Genomic DNA, 18,534 nt, shown 5'->3' with positions numbered 1-18,534 from the left:
TCACACCGTCTTAATCTTTTCCCGGCGGAAGCCCAGTCCCACCAGCCGGCCGGTCAAATGGGAAAGAAGCGGAAACCGCATGATAGCCAATACAAAGGCTGGCGGTCCTTTCGGTTTTTCCGCATCGGCCCGTCCCTTCTTGCCGCCGATACGCATCATCCGCTGCAAAAACTGCGTGGCCTTGGTCGGGAAGGATCGCCGCTTTTCAATTGCAGCAAGATCGTCATCGGCAATGGCACGACCGGACAGGAGCACCGGCACCAGTATATTAGCGGCCGCAACCGCATCCTGAATGGCGAGGTTAATGCCAACACCACCGACAGGCGACATGGCATGGGCCGCATCACCGATGCAGATCAGGCCGGGTTTCCACCAGCGCTTCAGCCGGTCGATACGGACGGTCAGGAGATGCACGTCGTCCCAGCTCTTGAGCTCATCGAGCCGCTCCCGTGGAAAAGGGCAGATTTCCGCGACCCTGTCCCTGAAGGCTTCAATTCCCTGCAGCTTTATGTCGGCGAAAAATCCCTTTCGCACCACATAACCGCATTGCCAGTAATCGCCCCGGTTGATCATGACGAAACCCTGCCGCGAGCCGGCATGCCCCATGGTTTCCGTCGGATCACCGGGCTGTTTCGAAAGACGCAACCACAGCACCTCGGTCGGAATGCCGAAGCGCTGCACCTCCAGCCCCGCCGCCTCGCGGACAATGGAGTTGCGTCCATCCGCCCCCACCACCAGATCGGCCTCGATCTCGATGATGCCTTCCGGCGTGCTGACCGTGAGACCGCCGACATGCCCGCCGCGCTCGACCAGACCGGTCACCGGCGCATTCATCAGCAACCGGAAATTTTCGTATTGCCCCGCCTTGCCGACGATGAAATTGAGAAAATCCCATTGCGGCATAAAGGCGATGAAGCGGTGACGGACCGGCAGGCGGGAGAAATCCGCTATCGTGATACGCTCGCCGCCGATAACAGCATTCAGCCTCGGCGCCCGCGTATGCGGCAGGCTCAGGAACTCATCGATGAAACCCAGTTGCTCCATCAATTCAAGCGTCGAGGGGTGGATGGTATCGCCGCGAAAATCGCGGAGAAAATCGCCGTGTTTCTCGACGACGACGACATCGATACCGCTGCGCGCAAGCAGCAGGCCAAGCATCATGCCCGCCGGCCCGCCGCCGGCGACGGCGACCGCGGTACGGATGTGCTGAACGGCCCTGCCGTCATTTTCCGGAGCGACTTTCGCTTCTTCCATCACCTTCCCCCCTGCATCCCGCTTAAGGTCCTTATCGTGTATCCGCCGCCGGAAGGTTTGCATTTTTCGGCTGCGGCCAGCCCTGCGCATCGAACCGGAACAACATTTCGGACCGGGCAAAGATAAAGGCGAAGGCCATGGCCGTCCACATGCCGAGCAACAGTCCGGCGGCAACGTCGCTTGGATAATGTGCGCCGACGATGACACGCGAAACACCGATGACAAGGGCAAGCAGAAGAAACGCCCAGCGGAAACGCGGCATCAGCATGGCAAAAACACCAAAAAAAGCTCCGGCGGCTGTCGAATGGCCGGAAGGGAAACTTTCATAGAGATTATCGCCGGTAAATGGAGTGAGGCTATAGGCGCCCATCTCCAGGAAAAGCTCCGGCCGTGCCCGCCCGATCAGGAATTTCAGCGTATGGACGAGAATGCTTGCCGTTCCGATCGTCAGGAAGAAATAGGCAAGAAGCCGCCATGCCGTCCTCAATCGTCCATTATAGGTCTGCGCCTTTATAACCCGTGCGGCGACATAGGCCAATATCGCCAGAAGGCCGGTGGAATAGAGCATCCAGCGGAAGGTTCCGAAATCGGTAATGGCGCGGTTGAAGGAAACCACTCCTCCTGGCAACGCCTGCGCGCTTTCGGAAAGACGCGGATCGAAAGGAATGAAGACCAGGACCAGCACAAGGCTTGTCGCAAAAATCCATCCGCTGGAAACCAGGAAACGTCGCATCAATATCCTCTCATTGTTTTTCTTGCATATGGCTTTGCCTTCCGCAAAAACAATAGCCCGGGCTTTGTCCTTGTTATGGCTGGTTTTCGCGAGTAGAGGCTAATGCATGTGGCCCGAAAATGCGTAGCGGTTTCGGGAGAACGACAAGCACCAAGAGGTGCGAACCGGAAAAGACCGACGGACTGAATATGACGAATGCCAGTGAAATGCCGCGCAAGCTGACAATATTGGGTTCGACGGGTTCGATCGGCACCAGCACGCTGGATGTCGTCCGTCAGCTGGGTGGCCGCGACGGGTTCGAGATCACGGCTTTGACCGGAGCGGGCAATATCGCTCTCCTGGCGCAACAGGCGCGGGAATTCGGCGCGCGGCTGGCGGTTACCGCCGAGGACGACAAATATGAAGCGTTGAAATCCGCCCTTGCCGGCACCGGCATCGAGGTTGCCGCAGGCAAATCCGGCCTTGAAGAAGCCGCTTCGGCGGATGCCGGCTGGGTGATGGCAGCGATTGCCGGAACCCCCGGCCTTGCGCCTACTCTTACAGCCGCGCGGCGTGGCGCGGATATAGCGCTCGCCAACAAGGAATGCCTGGTTTCGGCTGGCGATGTCTTTCTGCGCACCGTCAAGCAGGGCGGTGGCAGGCTGATCCCCGTCGACAGCGAACATAGCGCAATCTTCCAGTGCCTAACGGGCGATCATAAACAAGCCGTGGAACGCATCGTGCTGACGGCTTCCGGCGGCCCCTTCCGCACCTGGTCGCGCGATGAGATGGCCAATGTCACGGCGGATATCGCCCGCGCCCATCCCAACTGGTCGATGGGGCTGAAGGTCTCCATCGGCAGCGCCTCGATGTTCAACAAGGGGCTGGAAATGATCGAGGCAAAATATCTCTTCGATCTCAGGCCCGACCAGGTGGAGGTGATCGTCCACCCGCAGTCGATCATCCATTCGATGGTGGGTTACACCGACGGCTCCTATATCGCCCAGCTCGGCTCCCCCGATATGCGAACCGCTATTTCTTATGCCCTCACCTATCCGCAACGCGGCAATCTGAATGTCGAGCGGCTGGATTTCGCAAAACTGGCGCGGCTCGATTTCGAAGCGCCGGATGAAGCCCGTTTCCCGGCGATCCGTCTGGCCCGCACGGCACTGGAGCGCGGCGGTTTGCAGGGCGCCGCCCTGAATGCCGCCGAAGAAACCGCCTTTCACGCCTTCGTTGCCGGCGGCATCGGTTTTCTCGATATGGCCGAGATCGTCGAAACGGTCATGGACCGGATGCATGACGGGCGCTCCGCCGAGACGATGGACGATGTTTTCGCTGCGGACGAGGAAGCCCGCCGTCACGCCCGCGAATTGATCGCCACCAAAGAAAAGGCCGCGTAAACGCGGCCCGGTCTTCTCTTGTCTAAACTGCGGCCTTACGCCACCGCCCGCGCCAGCGCACAATGCGACCAGAGCTGGTGCAACGCGCCGACCAGATGCTCGATATCGGCATCGCTATGCAGTGGCGTCGGCGTAATGCGCAGGCGCTCGGTCTTGCGCGGCACGGTCGGATAGTTGATCGGCTGCACATAGACGCCGTGATTGTCGAGCAGGATATCCGAAATCCATTTGCACTTGGCGGCATCGCCCACCATGACAGGCACGATGTGGCTTGGATTGTCCATGTGCGGAATACCACGTGCATCCAGAAGACCGCGCAGCTTGCGCACCCGGTCCTGATGGCGGGCGCGTTCGAAGGGGCTTGCCTTCAGGTGCTGGATCGAAGCGATCGCACCGGCAGCAAGCGACGGCGGCAGGGCCGTCGTGAAGATGAAGCCGGAAGCGAAAGAACGGATGAAGTCGCAAACCGCCGTAGAACCGGTAATGTAACCGCCCATGACGCCGAAAGCCTTGCCGAGCGTCCCTTCGATGATCGTCAGGCGATCCATCAGGCCTTCGCGCTCGGCAATGCCGCCGCCGCGCGGTCCGTACATGCCGACGGCATGAACTTCATCGAGATAGGTCATGGCGCCATAACGGTCGGCCAGATCGCAGATTTCCTTGATCGGCGCGATATCGCCATCCATCGAATAGACGGATTCAAAGGCGATCAGCTTCGGCGCATTCGGATCCGCCGCCTTGAGCTTGGCTTCGAGATCCTCGAGATCGTTGTGCTTCCAGATCACCCGCTCGCAACGGCCGTACCGAATGCCCTCGATCATCGACGCATGGTTGAGCGCATCCGAGAAAATGATGAGCCCCGGAATTTTCTGGCCGAGCGTGCCAAGGGTTGCCCAGTTGGACACATAACCCGAGGTGAAGATCAGCGCCGATTCCTTGCCGTGCAGGTCGGCAAGTTCGCGCTCAAGCAGGACGTGATAATGGTTGGTGCCAGAAATATTCCGGGTGCCTCCCGCACCCGCGCCACAGTGATCGATGGCGGCTTTCATGGCTTCGATGACTTTCGGATTCTGGCCCATGCCGAGATAATCGTTGGAGCACCAGACCGTGACGTCCTTGCGCTCGCCATTGGCGTTATACCGTGTCGCGCGGGGGAAATTGCCCTGCTGGCGTTCGATATCCGCAAAAACGCGATAGCGTCCCTCAGAATGCAGGCTTTGCAGTTCCGTCGTGAAAAATGCCTCGAAGTCCATGCCATGCTCCAGAATTGACCAGATCGTTTTCTGCCTCGACACCGGGACCGTCAACCCTTGTGGGCCACATTAACCGCGTCTGCGTCAATTCGCCGTTGTTTTGAACCATTCCAATAAACCGTTTATAGAAGATGATGGAAAGTACAAAATTGATTCACATCAAAAAACCCGGATTTTTGGAACCTTTTTTAAGCCGCGCCGTTGTTTGGGACGCAATCGATTTACGCTCGGAGGAATGCCTGAAGAGGAGGCTTCCCTAAACGACATCGAATTGTTAGTTATCTGTGGCGGTCGGAGGTAGCAGTCGCCGCAGATAAATATGGGACGCCTACCGAGCCGAAGAGCTCATTGTAACGTTGGAGAGAGTTTCATGAAAAAGGCAATCATATTTGCGCTCGTCGGCCTGTCGCTCGCAAGCTGCACGCAGACTGAAAAGGGCGCTTCCATCGGTGCCGTTTCCGGTGCTGTTATTGGCGGAGCCATCACGGGCAACGTTCGTGGCGCAGCAGTCGGCGCAGCAATTGGCGGCGTAGGCGGCGCTCTTATCGGCAATGCTTCCGAGCCGGGTTATTGCTATTATCGCGACCAGTACGGTCAGCGTTACACGGCACGTTGCCGCTAATCTCATCACGAGATACCGTTGCACAGAAGCCCCGGTCACCCGGGGCTTTTTGCGTTAAGGGCAGCAAAACACAGGCGCAAGGGTCCTCAAAGCCGTTTATTTATGATTAAATTGCAATGTTAACGGACAGGAAACGGGTTAGGGCGACAATAAAGGCTCAACCATAAAGCAGCATATGCGAAGAACACGAACTAACCCGAAGACAGGTATTGCGTATCGGAAAGCTGGCACCGCACTTGCGGTTGCCGTGACGTTCGCCCTGTATCCGGCGTTTACCCGTGATGCCTTTGCCTTCAAACTGTTCGGCATGCGCCTTTGGGGTTCGGAAGAACCGGAGGTGGAGGTTATCAACCCCGTCAAATATGCCGTCACGCTTGATGTCGCCGATGCCGATAAATCCCTGAAAGACAGCCTGGAAAACAGCTCGCTTCTTCTCGCCGACAAGGACAAGCCGGCCTCCGGCGATCTTGGCCTTCTGATAAAGGCGAGAGACGACCGGGACAGGCTGATCGCGGCGCTTTATGAAAACGCCCGTTATGGCGGCATCGTCAAGGTCACCGTCGCCGGCAAGGATGTGGATGCTCTGCCGCCCAATCCGGTGTTCGATCATTCCGCTCCGGTGCCCGTGGTCATCACGGTTACGCCCGGCCCGGTGTTCAAACTTGGCAATGTCAGGCTTGAAGGCGATGTGACCGGTCGCAACCTTGAGGAATATGGCCTGACGACCGGCGGCGACGCCGGTTCTCTCGCAATCATCCGCGCCGGCAACAAGCTGATCGACGATCTGAAGGCCGAAGGCCGTCCGCTTGCGAAGCTGACGAAGCGCGAGGCGGTCGCCAACCACGCGACGAACACGGTCGATATCACCATGGCGGCCGAAGGTGGTCCCGTGGCGCCCCTCGGCACAGTCACCGTCACGGGTGAAAAAACCGTCGATGGCGATTTCATCCGTCGTTATTCGCGCCTCAATGGCGGCGAGCCCTATTCGCCGGAAAAACTGCGCAAAGCCGCCGACCGGCTGCGGCAGCTCGGCGTCTTTTCCAGCCTCACCATCAAGGAAGCGGGAACGCTGGCGCGCGACGGCACCATTCCGCTTACCATCGAGGTTTCGGAAGGCAAGCACCGCTATTTCGGCGTTGGCGCGCAATATTCCACCACGGAAGGCATTGGCCTTCAGGGGTATTGGGGCCACCGGAACCTGTTCGGACAGGCGGAATCGCTGCGTATCGAAGGTTCGGTTTCGCGCATCGCCGAAGCATCGAGCGTCGAAGGCATGGATTATTCGGCGGGCATCACTTTCACAAAGCCCGGCATGTTCAATCCGCGTACCACCTTCAAGACCAGCCTGATTGCCAAGACCGAACACCCAGATACATACGACGCCAAGACGGTGACGGGCACGGCCGGTTTCGCCTACGAGCTGAACGACACCGATACAGCCGCAGCCGGCCTCGAGGTGCAATGGGCCGACACGGAAGACGCATTCGGCAAAAACGAATATCTCACGACCTCCATCCCGCTGGAATTCGTTCGCGATACGCGCGATGACAAGCTCAACCCCACCGAAGGCTTTCGCGCCTCGGTGGCCGCCAAGCCGAGCTATGAAGCGCTGAACGGCACCTTCTTTTCCTCTTTCGAAGGTTCCATTTCAGGCTACAAGGGGCTTGGCGCCGAGGACCGGCTGATCATGGCCGGAAAGCTTTCCGGCGGCGTACTGGTCGGCGGCAGCGATCTGCAGGACATTCCCACCACCAGGCGTTTTTATGCCGGCGGCGGCGGATCGGTCCGCGGTTACAGCTATCAGGAAATATCGCCCTATAATGCCGCCGGCGACGCGACGGGCGGCCGCTCCTATGTGGTCGGTTCCATCGAAGCCCGCATCAAGGTCACCGATACGATCGGCATCGTGCCCTTCATCGATGCGGGTGTGGTTTCGGAAGACGTGGCACCCGATTTTTCCGATATCCGGGCTGGCGCCGGTATCGGCCTGCGTTACGCGACGCCCTTCGGGCCTCTGCGTCTCGATGTCGCCATGCCGCTCGACAAATATGATGGCGGCAACAGTTTCGGCATTTATGCTGGCATCGGTCAGTCTTTTTAAACGCCGCAGTCGAACACCCTTGCAACAGAGTGTAGATTACCCTTTATGAAAACGTTGATTCGATTGCTGAAATGGCTGGGCTACGCTGCTTTGTGCGGCGTGGTGCTGGTGTTGCTTGCGGTTCTGTTCGTCGGATTTACACCGATGGGCGCAAGAATTGCCGCAAAGCAGATTTCATCGCTCGTTTCCACACCCGATCAGGTAATCGAGATTTCGCCCCCGAGCGGCCTTTTGACCGGCCGCCTGCGGCTCGACAATGTCACCCTTTCAGACCGGCAGGGACCCTATGCCCGCGTGAACCAGATCGCCGTCGACTGGTCGCCGCTTTCGCTGCTTGCCGGCACCTTCCATGCCGACCGGGTTTCGGCCGGATCGATCGATGTCGAGCGCAAACCGCTTGCCCCGGAGCAGACATCGACCAAGAGCTCCGGCAATTCCTCGCTACCGATCGAAATCGCCGTCGACAAGTTCAGCTTTCCCGATATCAGCCTTGGCCAATCGCTTCTCGGCCGTCCCTTCGACCTGAACGCGGAAGGCAATCTCACGGCTGCCCAGGACGATATGCGGCTGTCGCTCACCGCCCATCGGCTTAATGCGCCGGATGCGGAGGTCAATGCCGACATCGCCTTCCTTCCGAATGAGAATGTTCTCAAGCTGAAAGCGGAGATGAAGGAACCCGAAGGCGGTCTTCTCGCCACGCTGCTTTCGCTTCCCGGAACGCCTGCGGTGGCGATAGACCTCAACGGCGAAGGCCCGCTTTCCAATTGGACGGGCACGTTGCGCGGCAATGTCGCCGGCAACCCTGTCGTCAACGTCACCGGCCGCCACCTTCTGGCAGATGATGGCACCCGCCGTATCGAAATTGCAGGCGGTGGTCAGCCGGACCTGCTGCTGCCCCCCGCCTTCCGCCAGCTTTTTGCCGGCGAGACGAAGCTCGACGCAAACGCCACGCTCTCGCCGCAGGGCCGCATCGAAATCGGCAGCAGCACACTGGAAACCGGCACCCTGCTGCTGACGGCGTCAGGCACGGTCGATCCGAACGGTCAGAACAATCTTGCCGCCAATCTCATCGGCACCGCCGGCCCCGTGGATTTCCGCTGGCCGCTGGAGAATGGCGAGGTTCAGGCGCTCATCAACGGCCTCGACCTTTCCCTCAAGGGTGGCGCAGACGCCGCAAATCTCAACACGACCGTATCGTTGCGCAGCCTCTCCCTGCCGCAAGGCAGGCTCGATGACGTCAAGCTGACGGCCGAGAGCGCCGATCTCAACATCGCCAACCGTAGCGGCACGATTGCGACGGTCCTGTCCGTGGCGCAATCCTCCTTCGTCAGCCCCGATATCGACCGGCTGGTGCGGGCACCCCTAACCATCAAGGCGCCGCTCAGCCTCACCTCTTCCTTCATCGGCTTCGACGGCGCCACACTGGAAAGCGCCAGTGTCGGTGGAACGCTGAACGGCAGTTTCGATCTCGCCGGCAATCGCCTGACCTCCAGCGTGCAGCTCTTTGCGCTGCCCGCCACGCTGCCTCCGGCGCTCGCGGAAAAATTCGACACCACCATCGCCCTCCAGGGCGATATCGACCTGACTATCGGCGGCCGCACCAGCGTTGAAAACCTCGTCGTGAAATCGGGAACGATCGAAGCCACAGGCAATGTCGGCCTCGAAAACGATGCATTGAGCGCCAGCCTGACGGGTAAATTTCCCGCTCTTGAAAAGTTGACGCCACAGGCGAAGGGCGTCGCCGATTTTGCAATCGAGGCCAGCGGCGCACTTGCAGCGCCGGATTTCAACGTCACCCTGGGCTCCGAAAGCGCAATCCTTGCCGGACGAACACTCGAATCGCTGAAGGTGAATGCAACCGGCAAGGCCGATCCCGCCGCGCCTCAGGCAAAACTCACCGCCAGCGGCAGCCTCGACCGGCAGAAGATCGACGCCAATGCCGATGTGGTGCAGACCGAAAACGGCACGGCTATCCCCGAGCTGCATGTGGCCGTAGGCCGCAATATCTTGAATGGGCAGCTGCAATTCTCGCAGCAATTCCTGCCATCGGGCAATCTTTCCTTCAATTTCCCCGATCTTGCCCTGCTCGCCGCGCTCGCTGCGCAGCAGGCGAACGGCGATATTGCCGGTGACATAACGCTGAGCAACGCCAATGGCCGGATTGCGGCAACGATCAAGGCCAATGGCGGCAGCATCCGTCAGGGCACGACAACGATCTCCAAGCTGGCGGCCGATATTTCCATTGACGACCTTCAGGCTCTCGCCATCAATGGCAAGCTCAGCGCTGATAGCGTCAATGCCGGCGCCGCCTCGATTTCCGCCCTGAATGCCACCATCGGCCATTCCAGCACGACGACGCAGTTCGACGTCAACGGCCGTTACGACAATGCACCGCTGGTGGTGAAGGGCAGCGCCGACACCGGCGGATCGCCGATGACGGTACGGCTCGACGCCTTTTCCGCCGCCCCCAAAGGCATTGCGGTGCGCCTTGAAAAACCGAGCACCATCGCCATCCAGAATGGCACGGCCCGCATCTCCGATCTGACCATCATCACGGGTGAAGGACGCATCGAGGTCAACGGCACCGCCGGGTCGACGCTCGATGTCAATGCCGATATCCGGTCGCTGCCCGCCAGTCTCGCAAATGCTTTCGCCACCGGGCTGGATGCGGCAGGCAGCATCTCCGGCACGGTGAGCGCCAAGGGTGCGGCATCGGACCCCGCGGTCGACTACAATCTGAACTGGACCAATGCCGAAGTCGCGCAGACACGCGCGGCGGGGCTCGCCGCACTCGGCATCAAGGCGAACGGCCGCTTTGCCGGCGGCACCTTGCAGATCGATACCAATGTCTCCGGTCAGGGCGGCATGGCGCTTTCCGGCGGCGGTTCGCTTGGCATCGCCGGCAATCGTCCACTTTCCATGGCGTTTACAGGCAGATTGCCCTTCTCCGCCGTCGCGGCGCAAACCGCAGCGCAGGGTCTCGATGTGGATGGCACCGCCTCCATCGATGTGAGGATTTCCGGCAGCGCCTCCGCGCCTGTCGTTACCGGCAGCATCACCACCGATGGGACGCGCCTCACCGACGTGCGCAGGAACCTGACCGTCAACGATCTCGGCGCGACCATCACCTTCGACCGCGACCGCGCGGTCATTTCCCGATTGACGGGTAAGCTGGCGGGCGGCGGAACGATCTCGGGAACCGGCAGCGTCGGCATAGCCGGTGGTTCGGGTTTCCCCGCCGATATATCGATCACCCTTAATCGCGCCGGTTATAATGACGGCACGCTGGTGACGACGGTGGTGAGCGGCACGCTGACACTGAAAGGCCCGCTGTTGAATTCCCCCGTGCTGGGCGGCAACCTGACGCTGGACAGAAGCGCCATCACCATTCCGGAGAAGCTTCCGGCCTCGCTGACGGAAATCGATGTCAAGCACAAGAACGCCCCGCCGAAGGTGCGCGCGCAGGCCAAGGCGCTCGGGGCTGACCAGGGCGGCAGCGGCAGTTCCTCCACCATCAATCTCGATCTGCAGGTGAATGCACCGAGCGGTATCTTCGTGCGCGGACGCGGCATCGATGCGGAACTCACGGGCAATCTGACGATCCGTGGCACAGCGGCCGTTCCCGTCATTTCCGGCGGCTTCGAAATGCGCCGTGGCCGGCTCGAAATCCTCACTCGCCGCCTCGATTTCACCACCGGCAATATCAGTTTCGGTGGCGGCCTCGTTCCGGTTCTCGATATGAAGGCGGACTCGACGGTCGGTTCGACGACCATCACGGTGGCGGTTTCCGGCAATGCCAACGATCCGACCTTTGCTTTCTCCTCGGCGCCCGCCCTGCCGCAGGATGAGGTGATGGCGCAGCTGATCTTTGGCCAGTCCATGTCAAAACTCTCAGCGCTGCAGATCGCAAGGCTGGCCGATGCGGCCGCCCAGCTGGCCGGCGGGCGTTCCACCTCGCTGTTCGACAAGCTCAGAAGCAATCTCGGCGTCGACGATCTCGATATTTCGACGGATTCCGAAGGGCAGGCCCGCGTTTCCGCCGGTAAATATCTGAACGAAAGAACCTATCTGGAGCTGCAGCAAAGCGGAGAATCCGGTGCAAAAGCCATCATCAATCTCGATGTCGGCCGGGGCGTGAAGCTGCGTGGGGAAGCGGGCGGCGATGGCGAAGGCGCGGCCGGCATTTTTTACGAGAAAGAATATTAGCATTTGCAGTAAAAGTGCGTAGCGGTTTTACGTCCGGATAATCCGTAAAATCAAAGAGAGAGTATTTTCGCGATTCGAAGAAAAGCGAAAACGCTCCAGGGCCGCTTCGTATTTAGGTTTGCGAAACCATCTCGTGCTACGACTCTTCCATTGACGACGGAAATATTGTTTCCGGCTGTTCAGGCACCAGGCAGAACGCCAAATTCGCATTGCAAGTGTCGGTGCACTTGCGCCGGCCTCCACAGCGAGCATTGGGAAGAATTCTGATGGCAATGATTAACTCTACCAATTTTGGCGGTGAGACGCTCGAAATCATCGCGTTCCGCCTGCATGATCAGGAATTCTGCGTGAAGACGACGACCATTCGCGAAATCCGCGGCTGGGCGCCTTCCACGCCCATTCCGCACGCACCGAAAGACGTCATCGGCGTCATGAACCTGCGCGGTTCGGTCATTCCGATCATCGATCTGGCTCACAAGCTCGGCATGAAGAGCACCGTCGCCAATGAAAGAAGCGCCATTGTGGTGGCGGAAGTGCACAATATGGTCATCGGCATGCTCGTCGACCGCGTTTCCGACATTCTGACGATCCCGGCAAACCAGGTTCAGCCGGTTCCGGAAATCTCGGCCTCCTTCGACAAATCCTATTCGGAAGGCATCATCGCCAACGAACATGGCATGATCTGCTTCCTGAACCTCGCGAAAATGTTCAAGGGAACCGAAGCGGAAGATCTCGCGGCCTAATCAGGCCTTTTGGCTGGCCTCACCGCACGAAGACTTTCGATCAATCCAGACCGCCGGAGCACCTGCCCGGCGGTTTTGTTTTTCCTCCTTACCCCGTTTTATTAAATAAGAACATTTTAATATTATGGATATCTAATATTAAAGACCGAGGATCAGTATGCGCCGGCACGACTATCACGCGGGCCCGATACCTGACCGAGGCGGAGAGAGAAAAGTGCCTGCATTGCTGCCTTCGGCGGCAAACCTGTTCGTTGTTCAACATGATACGACGTGGACCGCATAGTCTGTGCGGCTCGCCGCGCCGTGGGCCGTTTTTGGGGGACGTATAATGCTGGGGTTAGGGAAAAGCGCAGACAACAGAAATATGCTCGATGCGATATCGAGATCGCAGGCGGTCATAGAATTCGATCTCAAGGGTAATATCCTCACCGCGAATAAAAATTTCTGCACGGCGCTGGGTTATGATCTTGCCGAGATCGTCGGCAAGCACCATCGCATCTTCTGCGACAGCGAGCTTGCCGCGTCGCCGGCCTATCAGGAATTCTGGGACTCTCTCGCCCGTGGCGAGTTCCAGGCCAAGGAATATCGCCGTATCCGCAAAGACGGCTCGGTTATCTGGATCGAGGCCTCCTACAACCCGGTTTTCCGTTCGGGCAAACCCTATAAGGTCGTGAAGATCGCCACCGACATCACCGCCAAGAAGATCAGGGCCGTGGACGATGCGGGCAAGCTGGAGGCGCTCTCCCGTTCGCAGGCCACCATCGAGTTTTTGCCGGATGGCACCATCATCACCGCCAATCCGAATTTCTGCGCCACGGTGAATTACGACCTCAAGGAAATCGAGGGCAAGCACCACCGCATCTTCTGCGATCCGGCCTATGCCGCCTCGCCTGCCTATAGCAACTTCTGGCCGCGACTGGCGGCAGGGGAATTCATCTCGGATGAATTTGTCCGTTACGGAAAGAACGGCAAGGAAATATGGATTCAGGCCGCCTATAATCCGGTACTGGACGAGGCCGGCAAGGTGGTGAAAGTGGTGAAATTCGCTACCGATGTCACGCCGCGCATGAGCGCCATCAGTGTGCTTGCCGATGCCCTGCGGGCACTTGCCGAAGGCGATCTTGTGCAGCGCCTCGACAACAGTTTCGTGCCCAGCATGGAAAAGCTGCGTGCAGACTTCAACGAAGTCGTCGCCAGGCTGCAGGCCACCATGCTGACCATCGCCCATAATGCCTCGACAATCGCTTCCGGCTCCGGCGAAATCCGCATCGCCGCCGATCAGCTTTCGCAGCGCACCGAACAGCAGGCCGCCTCACTGGAAGAGACCGCAGCCGCGCTGGAGGAAATCACCACCACCGTTACCGATGCCAGCCAGCGCGCCGGCGAGGCCGGCAAACTGGTATTGCGGACGAGAGAACATGCCGAACATTCCGGCGATATCGTCCAGCAGGCAATTTCCGCCATGGATGCGATTTCGCGGTCCTCCGGTGAAATCACCAACATCATCGGCGTCATTGACGACATCGCCTTCCAGACCAATCTTCTGGCACTGAATGCGGGTGTCGAAGCCGCCCGCGCCGGGGAGGCGGGCAAAGGGTTTGCCGTCGTGGCGCAGGAGGTCCGAGAGCTTGCGCAGCGATCCGCCGTTGCGGCCAAGGAAATCAAATCCCTCATCAACACCTCCCGCGAACAGGTCGCCAATGGTGTGGATCTGGTGGGCAGAACCGGCGGCGCGCTCCGGGATATCCAGTCGCAGATGAGCGAGATCGACACCAATGTCTCGGCCATCGTTGAAGCCTCGCGCGAGCAGGCGAATGGTCTTAGGGAAATCAATCAGGCCGTCAACGTCATGGATCAAGCCACCCAGAAAAATGCTGCCATGGTCGAGGAAACCACCGCCGCCAGCCACGGCCTCGCCACGGAGGCGGAAAATCTGCACGAGTTGCTGCGGCAGTTCAGAATATCGCATGAGGCATCGGCATCACCCACACGCGCGGCAAACAAAAAGCCAGCCGTCGTTACCAGACTTCCGGCGCCGCAGCCACGATATGCCGCCCCGCCAAGGTCTCACGGAAACGCCGCAGCGGAATGGGCGGAATTCTAGACCTGTTCTGAAGCCGGGAGGCCGCCGGGACGATGGCGGCCTCAACATTATAGAATGATACGATCCGCCCGGGTGAAGATTTCAAAATCTTCACCCCGCACCAGTGCGACAAGTGTGACACCCGCCCTCTCGGCCGTTTCGATGGCAAGTGCCGTGGGTGCTGAAATTGCCGCTAGAATGGGACTGCCAAGGATAGCCGTCTTCTGGACCATTTCCACCGACAGGCGGCTGGTGACGGCCACAATTCCCGCCTCGGGAGATATCTCCGCATTGATGACCGCACCTGCGAGCTTGTCGAGCGCATTATGGCGGCCGACATCTTCGCGGACAGCAAGCAGCCCTTTTTGAGGATTGTAGAAACCCGCGCCGTGAACTGCCCTCGTTTCGCGATTGAGACTTTGCGCCTCATTCAGCGCTTTCACCGCAGCAACCACGTCATCACCGTCAACGGAGACTTGCACGCCGCTCAACTCCGGTACCACGCGGACCGCCTGCTCTATGGATTCGATGCCACAAAGACCGCAGCCGACAGGGCCCGCCATATGTCGCCGTCTTGCCCTCAGCGCATCCGCATTGGCATCCTGCAAATCCACCTGAACATCGAAACCCTGCCCGGCTTCGATCACCTCGATGGACCGGATTTCCGCCCTTGCGGATATGATGCCTTCCGTAAGACTGAAGCCGACTGCAAAATCGACAAGATCGGCGGGGCTGGCCATCATCACGGCATGCGTGCTGCCGCCATAAGAAAAGGCGACTGGCACCTCCTCCGGCACCGCCCTCTCGCCCTCGGTTATAGCCCCTTGCCGCACAGCGGTTCGTGCGACCCTTCGGTAACTTGCCTCTGCCGACACGCTGATCACTCCTCCATGACGAAAATCTGCTTCGCCTCGCTCATGGTCCCAAAGCAGCATTTCTTCCCGCTATCACATCTAACCGAAAGCCCGGAAAATCGGAATCGGTTTCCCGGCTGCCCCATCGAAACAGAACCTTTGAAGGCGCTCCTCGCCTTACCCATTTTCCGCACGTGAACCACTGACGCAATCCCGCCAAGGCCATTCTGAAGCTTGGACTAGGCCAACCGGTGGGCTCCTATGCGAAAGCAGCCATGTTTCGCCTGATGGTGAGGCAACAGCCCAAAACAAAAAAGCGACCGAAACGGCCGCTTTCTGTTTTGGATTTTTTGTGGGCAGTCATTCTTTCGAACCCGCCCGGTGCTTTCAAGCAGCGACGAGAACCTCATGCAGGTTCGTCAGCTCATAGAGGTGCTTCTCAAGCTTGGTCAGATGTTCGTGGTGATGATTGCCCTCTTCGATTTCGGCCTTGGCCGCATCGATACGCTTCTGCAGCGTGTCGGGAGACATATCATCGGCCGAAACGGCGGATTCGGCGAGAAGCGTGCAGCCGGTCGGCAGAATATCGGCAAAACCACCGAAGACGACATATTTATGCGTCTCGCCGGAAGCGAACTTCACCGTTACCAGACCTGGCTTGATCGTGGTCATCGTCGGCGCGTGATTGGCCAGAACGGTCATTTCACCCAGCGTAGCCGGGATGACGACTTCCGTAACCGTTTCGGAAACGAGCAGACGCTCCGGGGAAACGAGATCGAATTTGAAACTGTCAGCCATGGCTATTCACTTCTTTTCAATTACGCGGGCGTCACGGACTTGTTTTTTACAACAAAGGCGAAAGCCTTTCCGGTTTCGCCACCATTGTCGGCAAGGCGCACGGATGAACCGCGCGCCCGCCAATTCATGATCAGGCAGCCTCGGCAGCCAGCTTCTTTGCCTTTTCGATGGCTTCTTCCATCGAACCGACCATGTAGAAAGCAGCTTCCGGCAGGTTGTCGTACTCGCCGTTGACCAGGCCCTTGAAGCCCTTGATCGTGTCTTCGAGCGCGACAAGCTTGCCCGGCGAACCGGTGAAGACTTCAGCAACGAAGAACGGCTGCGACAGGAAGCGCTCGATCTTGCGGGCGCGGGCAACCGTCAGCTTGTCTTCTTCCGACAGTTCGTCCATGCCGAGGATGGCGATGATGTCCTGAAGAGCCTTGTAGCGCTGCAGGGTCGACTGAACCTTACGGGCAACTTCATAGTGCTCTTCGCCGACGATCATCGGGTCAAGCATACGCGAGGTGGAGTCGAGTGGGTCAACAGCCGGGTAAATACCCTTTTCAGCGATCGAGCGCGACAGAACCGTCGTTGCGTCAAGGTGTGCGAACGAGGTTGCCGGAGCCGGGTCGGTCAAATCGTCGGCGGGAACGTAAATCGCCTGAACCGAGGTGATCGAACCCTTGTTCGTGGTGGTGATGCGTTCCTGCATCTGGCCCATGTCGGTTGCCAGCGTCGGCTGATAACCCACGGCCGAAGGAATACGGCCGAGCAGAGCCGACACTTCCGAACCAGCCTGCGTGAAGCGGAAGATGTTGTCCACGAAGAACAGAACGTCCTGGCCTTCGTCACGGAAGTTTTCAGCGATCGTCAGACCGGTCAGAGCAACGCGCGCGCGGGCGCCCGGCGGTTCGTTCATCTGGCCGTAAACGAGCGCAGCCTTGGAGCCTTCGCCGCCGCCGAGCTTGTTGACGTTCGATTCGATCATTTCGTGGTAGAGGTCGTTACCTTCGCGGGTACGTTCACCCACGCCGGCGAATACCGAATAACCACCATGCGCCTTGGCGACGTTGTTGATCAGTTCCATGATGAGAACCGTCTTGCCAACGCCGGCGCCGCCGAACAGGCCGATCTTGCCGCCCTTGGCGTAAGGAGCCAGAAGGTCGACGACCTTAATGCCGGTGACGAGGATCTGTGCTTCGGTCGACTGCTCGACGTAAGACGGTGCATCCTGGTGGATGGCGCGCTTCTTGGCCGTGGTGATCGGACCGGCTTCGTCAACCGGCTCGCCGATGACGTTCATGATGCGGCCGAGCGTTTCCGGACCGACCGGAACTTCGATCGGTGCGCCGGTGTTGGCGACGGCCTGACCGCGGACGAGACCTTCGGTCGAGTCCATGGCGATCGTACGGACGACGTTCTCACCGAGATGCTGCGCGACTTCCAGAACCAGGCGGTTGCCGTTGTTCTCGGTTTCGAGCGCGTTCAGGATCGGAGGCAGTTCGCCTTCGAACGCCACGTCGACAACAGCGCCGATAACCTGGGTAACCTTGCCCGCGCCGTTCACCGCTGCGGTTTTCTTGGGGGTAGCTGCCTTAGCCATTATCCTTACCCTCTTTCCTTACCTCAGAGCGCTTCCGCGCCCGAAATGATTTCAATGAGTTCCTTGGTGATCTGAGCCTGACGCTGACGGTTGTAGGACAGCGTCAGCTTGTTGATCATTTCACCGGCATTGCGCGTTGCATTGTCCATCGCGCTCATCTTGGCGCCCATTTCACCGGCAACGTTTTCGAGCAGAGCCCGGAAAACCTGAACCGAAATGTTGCGCGGAATAAGGTCTTCCAGAATAGAAGCCGCATCCGGCTCATATTCGTAGACGGCGTTCTGCGTCGCGGCATCCTCTTCCACAACAGGCGTTGCGGCCGGAATGAGCTGCAGACCGGTCGGGATCTGACTGATGACGGACTTGAATTCCGAATAGATCAGCGTGCAGACATCGAACTCACCCGCGTTGAAGAGCGAGATCACCTTCTTGGCGATCTGGTCGGCGTTTTCAAAACCGACCTTCTTCACTTCGCGCAGTTCGACACGCTCGATGATGTTGGCTGCAAATTCGCGGCGAAGGCTGTCGTAACCCTTCTTGCCAACCGTGATGATCTTGACCGTCTTGCCTTCCGAAATCAGCTTGCGGGCGTGATCGCGGGCAAAACGGGAAATCTGCGAGTTGAAACCGCCGCAAAGACCACGTTCAGCCGTGCAGACGACGAGCAGGTGCACGTCGTCCTTGCCGGTGCCGGTCATCAGCGCCGGAGCAACGTCCGCCTCGACCGCCGAAGCGATGTTGGCAAGAACGGCGCTCATGCGCTGAGAATAAGGCCGGGCGGCCTCCGCGGCTTCCTGGGCGCGCCGAAGCTTCGCCGCGGCGACCATTTTCATCGCCTTGGTAATCTTCTGCGTCGCCTTCACGGAGGCAATGCGGTTTTTCAGATCCTTTAGTGAAGGCATCCGTTATCCGTCCGAGTA

The 18,534-nt window shown here is 59.2% G+C and carries 13 protein-coding genes; 6 read left to right on the top strand and 7 right to left on the bottom strand.

Features of this window, described 5'->3' with window-relative positions:
- Both AC5YUO_RS09125 and AC5YUO_RS09120 read right to left on the bottom strand, forming a co-directional pair.
- Nucleotides 1–1,254 (bottom strand): FAD-dependent oxidoreductase, encoded by a 1,254-nt coding sequence (locus AC5YUO_RS09125; RefSeq protein WP_496153056.1) that lies wholly within the window; start codon nt 1,252–1,254, stop codon nt 1–3.
- A 31-nt stretch (nt 1,255–1,285) separates the two neighbouring features.
- Nucleotides 1,286–1,987, bottom strand: coding sequence for a phosphatase PAP2 family protein (locus AC5YUO_RS09120; protein WP_496153055.1), 702 nt, complete (start codon nt 1,985–1,987; stop codon nt 1,286–1,288).
- Nucleotides 1,988–2,175: 188 nt separating this feature from the next.
- Here AC5YUO_RS09120 and dxr point away from each other — a divergent pair, with 188 nt between their 5' ends.
- Nucleotides 2,176–3,369 (top strand): 1-deoxy-D-xylulose-5-phosphate reductoisomerase, encoded by a 1,194-nt coding sequence (gene dxr / locus AC5YUO_RS09115; protein ID WP_496153054.1) that lies wholly within the window; start codon nt 2,176–2,178, stop codon nt 3,367–3,369.
- Nucleotides 3,370–3,404: 35 nt separating this feature from the next.
- On the opposite strand, the gene hemA is transcribed toward dxr, so the two are convergent.
- Entirely contained in the window at nt 3,405–4,622 is a 1,218-nt protein-coding gene (hemA, locus tag AC5YUO_RS09110) for a 5-aminolevulinate synthase (protein WP_003521261.1), read from the bottom strand.
- A gap of 370 nt (nt 4,623–4,992) precedes the next feature.
- Here hemA and AC5YUO_RS09105 point away from each other — a divergent pair, with 370 nt between their 5' ends.
- From AC5YUO_RS09105 to AC5YUO_RS09085, 5 genes are all read left to right on the top strand, one after another.
- On the top strand, nt 4,993–5,244 hold the full coding sequence (locus AC5YUO_RS09105; RefSeq protein ID WP_003504940.1) for a YMGG-like glycine zipper-containing protein: 252 nt from the start codon (nt 4,993–4,995) through the stop codon (nt 5,242–5,244).
- A 175-nt stretch (nt 5,245–5,419) separates the two neighbouring features.
- Nucleotides 5,420–7,345: an autotransporter assembly complex protein TamA gene (locus tag AC5YUO_RS09100; protein WP_496153053.1), complete on the top strand. Its 1,926-nt coding sequence runs from the start codon at nt 5,420–5,422 to the stop codon at nt 7,343–7,345.
- A 45-nt stretch (nt 7,346–7,390) separates the two neighbouring features.
- Entirely contained in the window at nt 7,391–11,551 is a 4,161-nt protein-coding gene (locus tag AC5YUO_RS09095; RefSeq protein ID WP_496153052.1) for a translocation/assembly module TamB domain-containing protein, read from the top strand.
- 266 nt (nt 11,552–11,817) lie between these two features.
- A complete protein-coding gene (locus AC5YUO_RS09090) occupies nt 11,818–12,294 on the top strand; it encodes a chemotaxis protein CheW (RefSeq protein ID WP_003504949.1) in 477 nt (158 codons plus the stop codon).
- 364 nt (nt 12,295–12,658) lie between these two features.
- Nucleotides 12,659–14,398 (top strand): methyl-accepting chemotaxis protein, encoded by a 1,740-nt coding sequence (locus AC5YUO_RS09085; protein WP_496153051.1) that lies wholly within the window; start codon nt 12,659–12,661, stop codon nt 14,396–14,398.
- A gap of 47 nt (nt 14,399–14,445) precedes the next feature.
- Here the strand turns inward: AC5YUO_RS09085 and fdhD are convergent, their stop codons facing one another.
- The 4 genes from fdhD to AC5YUO_RS09065 all read right to left on the bottom strand — a co-directional run bounded on the left by fdhD (nt 14,446) and on the right by AC5YUO_RS09065 (nt 18,516).
- A complete protein-coding gene (gene fdhD / locus AC5YUO_RS09080) occupies nt 14,446–15,261 on the bottom strand; it encodes a formate dehydrogenase accessory sulfurtransferase FdhD (protein WP_496154836.1) in 816 nt (271 codons plus the stop codon).
- Nucleotides 15,262–15,618: 357 nt separating this feature from the next.
- Entirely contained in the window at nt 15,619–16,029 is a 411-nt protein-coding gene (locus AC5YUO_RS09075) for a F0F1 ATP synthase subunit epsilon (RefSeq protein ID WP_003492358.1), read from the bottom strand.
- A gap of 130 nt (nt 16,030–16,159) precedes the next feature.
- On the bottom strand, nt 16,160–17,614 hold the full coding sequence (gene atpD, locus AC5YUO_RS09070; protein ID WP_400817088.1) for a F0F1 ATP synthase subunit beta: 1,455 nt from the start codon (nt 17,612–17,614) through the stop codon (nt 16,160–16,162).
- A gap of 23 nt (nt 17,615–17,637) precedes the next feature.
- Nucleotides 17,638–18,516, bottom strand: a complete 879-nt coding sequence (locus tag AC5YUO_RS09065; RefSeq protein WP_496153050.1) for a F0F1 ATP synthase subunit gamma — start codon at nt 18,514–18,516, stop codon at nt 17,638–17,640.
- Nucleotides 18,517–18,534: the final 18 nt, after the last annotated feature.

The sequence above is a fragment of the Agrobacterium sp. LEGMi-208b genome, assembly GCF_059511785.1.
This window is presented reverse-complemented; position numbering and strand designations above follow the sequence as displayed.